The organism is Desulfosporosinus burensis (assembly GCF_054657535.1).
Map to the genome: position 1 here is coordinate 152,349 of NZ_BAAHYN010000009.1, position 12,654 is coordinate 165,002.

Here is a 12,654-nt window from a genome sequence, read left to right on the forward strand (position 1 = left end):
CCTCGAACGGAGTTAGGGCATGTGACAGAATATGCCTGTGTTCTTATAGAGAGTAAATGATGGCATAAGGACTAAGGGGCGTCAGTAGCAATCGCTACTGATGCCCCTTAGTCTCATGTGATGAGTTTAACCATGCCACTATTAGCGTTTCTAAGGCTGTTTTCATCTGGATTACGAATCACAAGGGGATTAGACCTACCAAGTTGGTTCTTTACGGATCTCCCGAGCAAGTAATGCTGCACCCAAAGCGGCAGTAATTACCGGCTCCCGGGATACAAGCAGGGAATAGCCTAGCTGCTTAGCCAGGGCATTAACAACGCCTTGGTTATGAGCAACTCCTCCGACGATAAAACACCCATCGCACCTCTATTTCCACCGTCTGAATGGAGCCCTTGGGCCGACGCGTCTGACCTGGTTCAAGATCCGGCTTGATGATGTCCTTCAGGATCCACGTGGTCTCAAACGCCGTCGAGCGGGTACTTTTTTAATGCAACAGTAGTAATGTGCTTATAAAAAAAGGCAGAAAATTATAAATTTAAGAAGAGGAATTTGCCTAAACATGCAGAATACAATATTTAGAATATAGCATGCTAAAAAAATGAAATGGAGGGTATTTTTTATGAAGATTATGAACGTGGAAGCAATGACCCTAGTAGTGCCTATAAAGAATCCAATTAAGGCACCTATCAGTATTCCTTATGCAGATGAGTTAGAAAAAGTAGTATTTAAAGAGTATCGTACTACATTAGTGAAAATATCTACGGATGAAGGTATTACGGGCTATGGAGAGTGTATGGTTAGGCTCTCTCCCACATCTACTAGAGATATTGTCGAATATATAAAACCTATACTTATTGGCAAAGACCCTATGGATACTGAATTTATTTGGGAATTGATGTTTGGTGCGATGATGAACAGGGGGCATTACCAAGGATTTTTTATTGAAGCCATAAGTGGAATTGACATAGCGTTATGGGATATTAAAGGGAAAGCGCTAAATCTCCCGTTATATAAATTGATTGGTGGTAATAGTAACCCTAAAATCTGGGCTTATGCATCTTCCGTTAGATTTAGAGGGATGGAAACCATGCTGGAAACAGCCCAGAAGTTTGTTGATCAGGGCTTTACCGCAATGAAAATTAAAATAGGTCAGGGTTATAAGACGGATGTGATGGCAGTTGCTGCAGTTAGAGAGCATGTTGGAGAAGATATAACACTTATGGTTGATGCCAACTGCGGATATGACATCAAAACTGCATTAAAGATCGGAAAAGAATTGGAGAAGTACAACATTAGATGGTTCGAGGAGCCTATATCACCGGATGACTATGAAGGTTATAGGAGGTTGTCTGAGAGTCTGGATATTCCAATTGCTGCGGGTGAAGCGCATTTCCTTAGATATGGGCTAAAAGAATTAATTGTCAGAGGCAAGGTCGATATTATTCAACCGAATGTCTGTAGAGCCGGTGGAGTTACGGAGTGTCTAAAAATACATGGTCTCAGTAGTTCTTTCAATGTGCCTTATTTAGTTCATACAGGTAGTTCATCCGCAGTATGTATAGCTGTATCCTTACAATTGGCAGCTGCTTTTAAGGATAGCTTTATTTTTGAACATATGCAAAGCGATTGGTCTAAAGATCAGAGAAATCCCCTTCGTTGGGATCTCACGCCTTTGCCGATTAAATCTTTTAAGGATGGATTTATTGAATTGGAAAATAAACCTGGAATTGGTGTTGAGATTAACGAGGAAGTCATTAATAAATATCGTGTTTGATGAAAGGGGTAATAAATATGTTTATCTACGACAAAGGTTTTGACTTCGACGCTAAACTTAGTATAAGATTTAGGCCCGGAGCTGTTAAAGGTGTAGGAAAAGAACTTAATACGATGAGTATTAAAAAGGTTTTGGTGGTTTCAGACGCTGGTGTTGTTAATGCTGGATTACATCATGGATTAATAAAATCTCTAGATGACGAAAAGATTGCTTATGTTCTATTCACAGATGTTGAACCAAACCCTAGGGATTTAACAGTCGAGAAAGCAGCATTGTTAGCAAAAGACTTAATGGTTGATGCGGTTATTGGAATTGGTGGCGGAAGCTCCTTGGATACGGCTAAAGGTGTAGGATTCCTTCTTACTAATCCAGGTAGAATAAAAGATTATAATGGAAAAGATAAAGTAAAAAATAACCCAGTGCCGATAATAGCTATTCCAACCACTGCCGGTACAGGAAGCGAAGTGACGGCAAATGCTGCTATTACAGATGCAGAACAGCATATAAAAATGTCTGTGCGTTCTACAAAGATCATACCATCTTTAGCTGTACTTGACCCAGAATTGTTATCAACATTACCTAAAAGAGTTGCAGCATGCACTAGCATGGATGCATTAATTCATGCTATAGAGAGTTATTTATCAAATGGAGCTAATGCTTTAAGTGACTTCTTTAACATGAAAGCTATTGAATTGATAAGCAACTATATTAGGGCATTTTGTGCTAACCCATCTAATATGGAAGCTGCAGGTAATATGTTATTAGGGAGTATGTTTGCAGGATTAGGAATAAGCAATACTGGTACAGGTAATGCCCATGCAATGGGGAGAGCTCTTGGCGGTGAATATGATATGGCCCATGGTTTAGCTTGTTCTGTTGTGTTTCCTTATGTGATGAAATTTAATTCAGTAGCACAACCAGACAAATTCGTTGAGCTGGCAAAAGTGATAGGCCTTGCTACTATCGGTTTGAGTAAAAAAGAAATAGGGCAAAAAGTAGTCCAGGAAATATTTGACTTAATGAATGACCTTGATATTGAAATAAATCTTAGTAAACTCAACGTTCAAAAAGATGCTTTTGAACGTATGGCTAATGTAGCAATCAGTAATGTTAAACCTAATCCCAGAAAAACAACCCTACAAGATTTAATACGTTTATTTGAAGAATCTTACTAGTTTTTTTAAGTAGATGATAAATATTTAGTTTTTAATGGCTAATGAGCAATTTTTGTTTATCCCTTTAGAAAGAAGATTATGTGAGGACCTCGATTGCAAAAACGTAAAGTCATCAGTTTATTTGATCCTAAATCCTAGAAAGACAACTTTGGAAGACTTAATTCAGTTGCTTAATGAAGCATATTAAGTGGGGAGGTGAGATTGAAAGGTAAATATGGGATAGGCACGGAATAGTACAAAATAAATTTATTTTTGGGAGGGATTGTGTGTGAAAACTAAACTAACAAGGTTTAAAATCTTTTCTCTTTTGTTAATTCTGGTTATGTTGTTGTTTACTCTTGGGTGTGGAGGTTCTAAAAAAGCTGAGACTTCTCAGTCAAAGTCAAGTGAACAGCCAAAGAATGAACCGATTAAACTGGTACTAGCGCATTCGGCTACTCCAGATAACTCCCTGGCAATTACTTATGTAAAGTTCGCAGATATAGTTAAACAAAAGTCAAACGGTAAGCTTATTATTGAAATTCATGACAGCGGTACGTTGGCAGGAGACCAAACCGCTGTTGATGGTGTCAAAATGGGAACCATCGACATGGGATCTTCCGCAAGCAACAATATGGCAGGATATACAAGTGCGTTCCTTTTTGCTGACCTGCCATATGTATTCAATAGTATTGAAAGCTCACATAAAGTTTGGTGGGGTGCTATCGGGGATGAAGTTAAACAAAAAGTTGAGAAAGATATAAATGCTAAAGTTCTATTTTTCATAGATACTGGTGGAGGATTTAGGATCATTACAAACAATAAAAAGGTTGTCAAAACCCCTGATGATTTAAAAAATCTAAAATTACGTGCAACAGCCTCTCCAATAGAAATTGCATTACTAAAAGCGTGGGGAGCAAATCCTACCCCTATCGCCTGGCCTGATGTGTACACCGCCCTTGAACAAAAAGTAGTTGATGGTGAAAACTTACATCCAGTTTGGATATATCAGGCAAAACACAACGAAGCACTAAAATATATGACTGAAGTAAATGCAATGGCAAATGTTCACGTTGCTCTTATAAGTCAGAAGGCGTGGAAAAAACTCACCCCTGAATTACAAAAAGTCATATTAGAGGCTTCAAAAGAGGCTCAGGAATATGGCGCAAAAGTTGATGCTGAACAAGGTCAAGAAACATTCAAAAAGCTTGTGGATGCTGGTTTGCAGCCTTATAAGCCTAGCCCGGAAGAAGCTAAAAAGTGGAGAGATATAGGTATGTCAATCTGGCCTCAATTCTATGATAAAGTCCCTAGGGAACTAATTGATAGGATATTGGATGCCCAAAAGTAGTAAGGAGTTCTTTTTGTGGAGGAGCTCTCAGGGGCTTTCCTCCACAATCCTATTTGAAGGGAGACGATAATATTTTTAAACGGATTTATAGAGTCGTTGACACTACAAGCTTATATGTGAATAAAGTAGCGAAATTCCTGATAATAGCTCTTTTGTTGATAATGGCTTTCTCTACAATATTACAGATATTCTGCCGTTATATATTAAACTCAGCATTAACCTGGCCGGAGGAATTAAATATATTTTTAATGGCTTGGATTACCTTTACTGGTTCAAGTATTGCTTTGAGGAATAAGCAACATATTGGTATTGAAATGTTTATAAATATGCTTCCCAAGAGATTAATCTGGTTTATTAATTTATTAATTCAAATAATTATGTTAGTTATTGTCCTATTAATTATTAAATATGGTTATAATGTTGCAGCTCTAAATCTTGGTGTTACATCCGATGCTTTAGGGATATCAATGTTTATACCTCGTTTTAGTTTAGTGTTAGGTGGAGTATTGATGCTAGTCCAAATAATAAATTTGATAATGAGGGACCTCAGGGTGATATTTGTAAAGGAGGAAAGATCATGGTTTCATGGCTGATTGTACCTTTTGCAGTCGCATTAATTGGTGGGGTCCCTATTTCTTTTAGCCTAATACTTGGTACAGTTACCTTTTTATTAATAGGTGCTAAGGGCGAATCCCTTGACATTTTAGCCCAGCAGATGTATCAATCAGCAGCATCATTTCCTCTAATGGCAATAGTGTTTTTCCTCCTGGCGGGTGATCTAATGGATAGAGCAGGCATAACTAGTCGTATCATAAAGTTCTTATCCATAATTGTTGGTCGTGTAAGAGGCGGTTTATCTCAGGTTATGGTACTTTCGGGAACAATCCTAGCTGGCTTAAGTGGATCGGGGGCCGCGGATACAGCCGCTTTGGCGAAGGTGTTAGTTCCAAGTATGAAAGAAGAAGGATATGATGTTGAGTTTAGTGCCGCTTTGGCTGCTGCTGTAGGTGTACTCGGACCTATTATTCCACCAAGTATTGTTATGATTGTCTATGGCTCTCTTATGAATGTATCTGTTGGTGCATTATTTATGGCTGGAATTATTCCGGGTTTATTATTAGCTGTTGGTCTTATGGGTACTGCCTATGTTATTAGTAGAAAAAAGAATTACCCAAAGCGTGAAGGCCCATTTAGCTGGCAAGAATTTTTCAATGGCCTCAAGGATTCCTCTTTAGCCTTATTTATGCCGTTTATCATATTATTTGGTATTAGAGGAGGTATCTTTACACCAACCGAAGGCGGGGCAATTGCTGTTTTATATGCACTTGTACTGGGCTTTTTTGTCTACCGCTCACTTAGTCTTAAAGACCTTTTTGAGGCTTCATTAAGTAGTGGGGTGATGGCTGCTGTAATCATGCTAATAGTAGCGGCTGCTAATCCGTTTAGTTGGTTATTATCACTGCATCAGATACCTCAGCAAGTGGCTGGAATCATGTTGAGTATCACAGATAATAAATATTTGATCCTGTTTCTAATTAATATTTTGCTGCTGATTATGGGGATGTTAATGGAGACTAACGCTATAGTATTGCTACTTGCTCCTATTTTGGCCCCAATTGCCGTAAAAATAGGGGTGGATCCATTACATTTCGGAGTAATTATGGTGATTAACCTGTGTATAGGTTTAGCAACACCTCCGGTTGGATTGAATTTGTTTGTGGCTGCCCCTATTGCACGTATCAGTTTAGAAACCATAAATAAAGCAATTTTTCCCTTTGTAATGGTTGAAATCAGCATTCTATTCCTAATTACCTATTTCCCCCAGATCGTACTGTATGTGCCTAGGGCACTAGGGATGTAATAGTAAGGCAGGTTGAAACTGAATGTGGAAAATAACTCCGCTTAATTTGGGTGTGTTAACTGTTACTAAGAGTGGTTTGACGTATGGTCGTGGTGGAAGGGAAAAAGTGGAGGTTCCTTGTATAGGCTGGCTTTTAACCAATGACCGAGGGACGAAAATATTAGTTGATGCAGGGCCATGCGATGATACACAGTGGGGAACAAAATATCATAACCCTTTGAAAAAAGAGAAAAGTCAAAGGCTCGAAAATGTCTTATCTACACTTGGAGTTGAACTGGGAAATATAAATAAATGCATCTTAACTCATTTGCATTGGGATCATGCATATGGGGTACTTAAACTTCCGAATGCGGAAGTAATAGTTCAGAGTGATGAACTAAGATATGCAATAGATCCATTTCCGGTAGACTGGAAGCACTATGAGACTTGGATAAGTACCAAAATACCTTTCTTCATGGGATTTTACCCACAAATAAAAACTGTACGAGGTCGATGTGAACTTGATGATGGCCTTGAAGTAATCCCGCTACCGGGCCATTCTCCTGGTTCACAAGGAATACTAGTAGAAACCGAAAAGGGGAAATACCTGATTGCTGGTGATGCAATAAACATAATGGAGAACTGGTTAGAAAAAATACCTCCAGGGCTATTCTATAATCTAGAAAAATGCTATGAAACTTACGACAAATTGAGGGGTATGAAAGTTAAAATTTTACCAGGTCACGATTGGAAGGCCTTTGATGTTTAATATTTCTTCATAATGCCATCAATGAAAATCAACCCATTTTTGTTGAGCGATGTGCCACTGTTCTACTTGTAGACGAGTCAGCCGCATGAGACTGCCCCTTATAGCCAGAATTTCATTTATTGGCAGGAAGACACTTTAAAAACCCTAAGATTTGCCAGTAACGGAAGTATTAAAGGTCGTTGCCCCTGAGAATAGAGTAGAATGGAATGTTTTTAATTATTAGGTGATTTTAGTAAGGTCATGTCCCATCTGGCTCGGGGAATATTGAGAGGTTATGAATGAATGGGGTGGATTAAGTGAAAAGTGCATATGGTGGTAGTATTCTTTATGTTAATTTAAGCGATTCTAGTTATAGAATTGAAGAAACCACTCAGTTATTAAAAGAACAATATTTAGGCGGAAATGGGTTTGGGGTTAAATTAATCACTGATTTAGTCAAACCGGGTATAGACCCATTATCCCCGGATAATGTATTAGTTTTTGCTGTAGGACCTACTACTGGCACAATAATTCCTTGTAGTTCTAGGTTCGGAGTATTTTCAAAATCTCCCTTAACTGGACTTTTTTTTGATAGTTATTGCGGGGGTACGTGGGGAGAACAACTGAAGAAAGCTGGATTTGATGCCTTAGTTATACAAGGTCAAGCTGAAGCTCCGATTAGTATAGTCATTGACAATTATAAAGTTAGTTTCAAACGGGCTGTTGATTTATGGGGAGAAAATACTTTTAATACCCAGAAAAAGCTCCTTACACAAGTAGGCGATGGCTTTACAATTGCTACAATAGGGCCTGCTGGTGAAAACTTAGTTCGTTATGCAGGAATAATTGCAGAGACCAGGGCCGCAGGTAGGGGTGGAATGGGTGCTGTAATGGGTTCAAAGAGATTAAAAGCAATAGCTGTCCGTGGCAATAAAGATATTGAAGTACAGGATCCAAAAATTTTAATGGATTATGTCTATAACTTAAATGAGCGCATAAAAAAGCACCCTGGAACTGGAAACGTATTACCTAATCTTGGTACTTCTGTCGGAGCAATTACATTCAATGATCTTGGTATATTAGGCTCATATAACTGGCAGCAGGAAATCTTTAAGGGCGCAGAGAAAATTTCCGGTGAATACATGAAACGGAAGAAGATTTACCGTAAGACTAAAGCTTGTTTACACTGTCCAATAAGGTGTAGCAAGATTGCTAAGGGAAGAACAGGATTGTTACAAGAATACGTAACGGATGGCCCCGAATTCGAAACGGTTTACTCATTAGGAAGTCTTTGTGGTAATGATGATATAAACTCAATAATTGCCGGGGATCGGATTTGTGATGAATTAGGGTTAGATACAATATCTGTTGGTGCTGTATTATCATTCATTATGGAATGCCATATGAGAGACATATTACCTAGTGATGTCACTGATATGGTAAATCAATTAGGCATAAGGTTTGGTAAGTTAGAGAACATAGTTAAGATTCTATATACCATAGCTAATAGAGAGGGAATTGGCGACCTTTTAGCTGAAGGAACACAGAGGATGGCTGATCAATTTGGTGATGAAGCTCAAAAAGTATGTGTCGCAGTAAAAGGTCTAGAAATATCTGGACATACCGCGAGAGGAGCAAAAGGTATGGGTTTAGGCTATGCTGTAGCTACAAGAGGGGGGACCCATCAAGACGCACGACCAACTTTGGAGAGATCTGGTAAATATGATCCATATACAATTGAGGGGAAAGGGAAACTGATTAAAGATAACCAAGATATGACCGCAGTGGGTGATTCCTTAATTGTATGTCGTTATACTGAACCAATATTTGGATTCTTCATTAACGAAGATTTTGTAACTATTGCAAACCTCACAACTGGTTTCAGTTATAGTATGGACGGCATTCGGGAAGTTGGCGAGAGAATATATACCCTTGAAAGGTTATTTAATGTAAGGGAAGGTATAGATAGGAGTAAAGATACATTACCCTATAGATTCATTAACGAACCAATACCAGATGGACCAAGAAAGGGTATGCATGTTACGAAAGAAGAGTTGCAAATGATGCTAAATGATTATTATAAGTCACGTGGGTGGGATATAGAAAAGGGAATACCAACCCAAGATCTACTTAATCATCTATCAATCTCTTAATAACAAGATTGGAGACGAATATGAAGGTTAAGGTTATGTATCATGGTTTATATAGGGAAATTACAGGAGTGAAAGAGGAAATCGTCACACTAAAAGAAGGCTCATCTATTAAAGTTCTATTAGATGTACTAGAAAATAAATATGGTAGCGATTTAACTGGGCAATTGATAGATTTTGAAACAGGTAAGATCTGGTCTCTCATGGCATTAGCCATTAATGGAACAATCATTAACAGCGATAAGTTATATTCAAAATTGTTAATGAATAATGACGAAATAATTTTGTTGCCTCCAGCGCTTGGTGGATAAAATGAAGGGAGTTTAACTGTTATGAAAAAGTTACTAATCGACAACAAACTTTGTAGTGGGTGCAGGATTTGTGAATCAATATGCTCATATAATAAACTTCGTGAAAAGTTTAATAGAAAAAAGGCAGCTATAAAAGTTGTTGTTCAGGGTGAGCTCGGAGAAATTAATAAGCCAGTAGTTTGTAGACACTGCAAGAATGCAAAATGTTTTGAAGTTTGTCCTGCGGATGCCTTTTATACTCATGATGTGACCGGTGCTCTGCTTATTGATTCTACTAAATGTATAGGCTGTGGATTATGCGCTCAGGAATGTCCATTTGGAGCAATTTTTTTACATGAGGAATTGGAAGTTCCTATTAAATGTGATCTTTGTAATGGTGACCCGTTGTGTGTGAAATATTGTGTCCCCGGTGCAATTAAGTACGAAGATGAGAATAGAGTTGGGGCAAATAATAGAGAGAGGAGGGGATAAATATGATTTGTGGTTATAACAAAATATTAAAGATAGACTTAACAAATGAAACTTACACTAGTGAATATACTGACCCGCTTCTGGCACGCAAATTTTTGGGTGGAAATGGTTTCGGAATAAAACTACTCTATGACGCTGTTAACGAAACGACAAATCCTTTAGAGGCAGATAACGTTATTGTTATTACTGTAGGTCCTGCAAATGGTACTCTTTTTCCCGGTGCTGCAATTGCCTGTATAACGACTAAGTCTCCTTTAAATGGTTTGTTTATTGACAGTTATATGGGTGGACACTTTGCAACGGAAGTTAAAAACTCAGGTTATGACGCTGTAGTGATTAGTGGCAAACTTAACAAACCCAAGTATATATCTATCGAAAACGATAAAATAAGCTTTTATGACGCTTCAGAATTATGGGGGATGGAGACTACAAAGACCCAACAGAAAATTAAAAATCTATTATATAATCCCGAATTTCAGGTAGCCTGTATTGGTCCCGCAGGTGAAAATTTGGTAAAGTATGCTTCAGTTATATGTGATACTAGAGCATTCGGTAGAGGTGGGATTGGAGCAGTATTTGGATCAAAAAATCTGAAAGCAATTGCAGTCAGAGGTGATAAAGATATAAATATTGCCTACCCTGATAGATTTATGACATTCACATCTACTTCTATTGTTAAGATGATGAAACATCCTGCTTTGAGTAAGTCAATACCTAAAATGGGAAGTACAGGTTCTATCGATGGTAATAATTCACTTGGTATCCTTGGTACAAGAAACTGGCAGCAAGAAACTTTTGAAAATGCATATAAAATTAGCGGTAACTACATGGTTGAACAAAACTTAAGGGTAGGTCATAAGGCTTGTTCTAGCTGTATGTCCTGTTCAGCAATTTTTTGGAAAGCAAATAGTGGTCCCCATAGTGGAGTAATGAGTCGTGGTCCTGAGTATGAAACACTATATTCGTACGGTTCGGTCCTTGAAATAGATAATCCTAATGTAATTATTGCAGCTGACAGACTATCAGATGAATTGGGTATTGATACTATGAGTACCGGCGTGGTAATTGCGTGGGCGATGGAGTGTTTTGAAAAAGGAATCTTAACGGTATCTGACACTGATGGGCTCGAGGTGGTGTTTGGAAAAGAGGATATTTTGTTAGATGTCATCAAGAAGATTGCATTTAGGGAAGGCGTAGGCAACCTGCTTGCCGAAGGTATAAAAGCTGCTAGCAAACAAGTAGGTAAAGGTAGTGAAGATTTTGCCATACATGTAAAGGGATTGGAATTAGCAGGTCATACTGCCCGTGGCTTAAAAGGTATGGGACTTGGTTATGCTGTTTCGTCTCGTGGTGGAAGTCACCAAGATACAAGACCTGGTGCGGAAAGATCTGGTAAATTAGATCGTGCTGTAATTCATGGAAAACCTGAACACGTTGTACAAAGTCAGCGAATGACAACTATTGGAGATAGTTTAATCTTATGCCGTAGACATGCAGAACCATTTTTTGGCGAGTATCTCTCCGAACTATATCTTGAATTAATTAATGCGATAACTGGGTTTAACATGGATTTAGAGGAACTGAACAGGGTTGCAGATCGGATTTACACATTGGAACGACTCTTTAACTGTAGAGAGGGCATAATTCGTAAAGATGATACATTACCTAATCGTTTCATGAGGGAACCAATACCTGATGGACCAAGTGCGGGAATGTATATGCGACCTGAGGAACTGGATTCTATGTTAGATGAATACTACCATTTAAGAGGTTGGAATATAAAAACTGGAGTTCCAACAGAGCAAACACTCACAGAATTAGGTTTATAAACGCACTTTACCCAACTTGTCCTCCCTGATATAAGGAGCATTTTTGTAATGCAAGACAACAATGGGAATGGATACGACAGACTAGGAAAATGAGCAGAGAGTGACGGAATCTTTGGTAAAAGCAATAAAGGGTGAGCAGTTCATACTTCAAGATATAGCACAAATATTCAGGTGTAAGTAAAGGGGATGCCGAAGGGGTACACTTACTTAATAATAAAGTTTTTCTTGTAGATGTGGGGCTGTTATACCATTGTATAATATTAACGCAGACTGCTAGCCGTTTGTAAACGGCTGAGGCAGTAGTGAACTGGGACTGAAAAGCTTCCAGACAGCTTGGACGTGGCTCCACAAGATACGTCGAGCGATGGTTAGACCCGGTCGGGACCGTCTTAGCGGCGTGGTTGAGGTTGACGAAACGTTTGTAGGTGGTGAAGAAATAGCAGTTCGTGGACGCCAGACTGAAACAAAATCATTAGTGTTCATCGCTGCCCAAGTTAATGGTAATGGCATCGGACGCATTCGCATGCGATGCATACTTGACGCCTCGTCGGAAAGCCCGTTACCCTTCATATAGAACGTAATCGAGCTTGGTAGTATCGTGCGTGCAGACGGATGGAGCGGTTACGCTAGGCTGTCCAATCTCGGCTACAGACATGAAGTGAAGGTGCTGCGAGGTAAAGGAAAATCAGCTTCAACCGAACTGTTGCCCAGGGCTCACAGAGTCTCCTCCCTTCTCAAGCGGTGGCTCTTGGGTACGCATCAGGGCGCAGTGTCGGCAGAACACCTAGATTCCTATCTTATAAAAAAATTGGTTTTTTTATAAGAACCACTAGATATGGGGGTTGGCTGAGTGATATGGATATCCCAGTAAGGTTAAACAATATCTAAGCGATCTAAAAATGGTAAAAAAGCTGCCAATATTGAACAGATCTTTGTTCCTGGTGAGATTGAAAATCGTAATAAGAACAAGGCTTTAGCTGATGGTATAATATTATTTGAAGAAGTGGTAAATACAATGAATAAATT

General features: G+C 38.8%; 10 protein-coding genes and 1 pseudogene. All 11 read left to right on the forward strand.

Annotation, left to right across the window (positions count from 1 at the left end):
• Positions 1-619 precede the first annotated feature (619 nt).
• Complete coding sequence (locus tag ACYQ3Q_RS17060; protein ID WP_459929726.1) at positions 620-1,774, forward strand: mandelate racemase/muconate lactonizing enzyme family protein; 1,155 nt, start codon at positions 620-622, stop codon at positions 1,772-1,774.
• A gap of 17 nt (positions 1,775-1,791) precedes the next feature.
• The gene (locus ACYQ3Q_RS17065) at positions 1,792-2,949 is read left to right on the forward strand and encodes an iron-containing alcohol dehydrogenase (RefSeq protein ID WP_459929727.1); all 1,158 of its coding nucleotides are present in this window, start codon (positions 1,792-1,794) and stop codon (positions 2,947-2,949) included.
• A gap of 268 nt (positions 2,950-3,217) precedes the next feature.
• Entirely contained in the window at positions 3,218-4,279 is a 1,062-nt protein-coding gene (locus tag ACYQ3Q_RS17070; protein ID WP_459929728.1) for a TRAP transporter substrate-binding protein, read from the forward strand.
• A 116-nt stretch (positions 4,280-4,395) separates the two neighbouring features.
• Positions 4,396-4,872, forward strand: a complete 477-nt coding sequence (locus ACYQ3Q_RS17075) for a TRAP transporter small permease (RefSeq protein ID WP_459929729.1) — start codon at positions 4,396-4,398, stop codon at positions 4,870-4,872.
• Complete coding sequence (locus ACYQ3Q_RS17080; protein WP_459929730.1) at positions 4,857-6,140, forward strand: TRAP transporter large permease; 1,284 nt, start codon at positions 4,857-4,859, stop codon at positions 6,138-6,140. Before ACYQ3Q_RS17075 ends, ACYQ3Q_RS17080 begins: the two co-directional genes overlap by 16 nt.
• A gap of 22 nt (positions 6,141-6,162) precedes the next feature.
• Positions 6,163-6,888: an N-acyl homoserine lactonase family protein gene (locus tag ACYQ3Q_RS17085; protein WP_459929731.1), complete on the forward strand. Its 726-nt coding sequence runs from the start codon at positions 6,163-6,165 to the stop codon at positions 6,886-6,888.
• A 296-nt stretch (positions 6,889-7,184) separates the two neighbouring features.
• Entirely contained in the window at positions 7,185-9,020 is a 1,836-nt protein-coding gene (locus ACYQ3Q_RS17090; protein ID WP_459929732.1) for an aldehyde ferredoxin oxidoreductase family protein, read from the forward strand.
• Positions 9,021-9,040: 20 nt separating this feature from the next.
• Entirely contained in the window at positions 9,041-9,328 is a 288-nt protein-coding gene (locus ACYQ3Q_RS17095) for a MoaD/ThiS family protein (RefSeq protein WP_459929733.1), read from the forward strand.
• Positions 9,329-9,349: 21 nt separating this feature from the next.
• A complete protein-coding gene (locus tag ACYQ3Q_RS17100; RefSeq protein ID WP_459929734.1) occupies positions 9,350-9,799 on the forward strand; it encodes a 4Fe-4S dicluster domain-containing protein in 450 nt (149 codons plus the stop codon).
• 2 nt (positions 9,800-9,801) lie between these two features.
• Positions 9,802-11,628, forward strand: coding sequence for an aldehyde ferredoxin oxidoreductase family protein (locus ACYQ3Q_RS17105; RefSeq protein ID WP_459929735.1), 1,827 nt, complete (start codon positions 9,802-9,804; stop codon positions 11,626-11,628).
• Between the two features lie 364 nt (positions 11,629-11,992).
• Positions 11,993-12,451: pseudogene (locus tag ACYQ3Q_RS17110) on the forward strand (IS1595 family transposase).
• Positions 12,452-12,654: the final 203 nt, after the last annotated feature.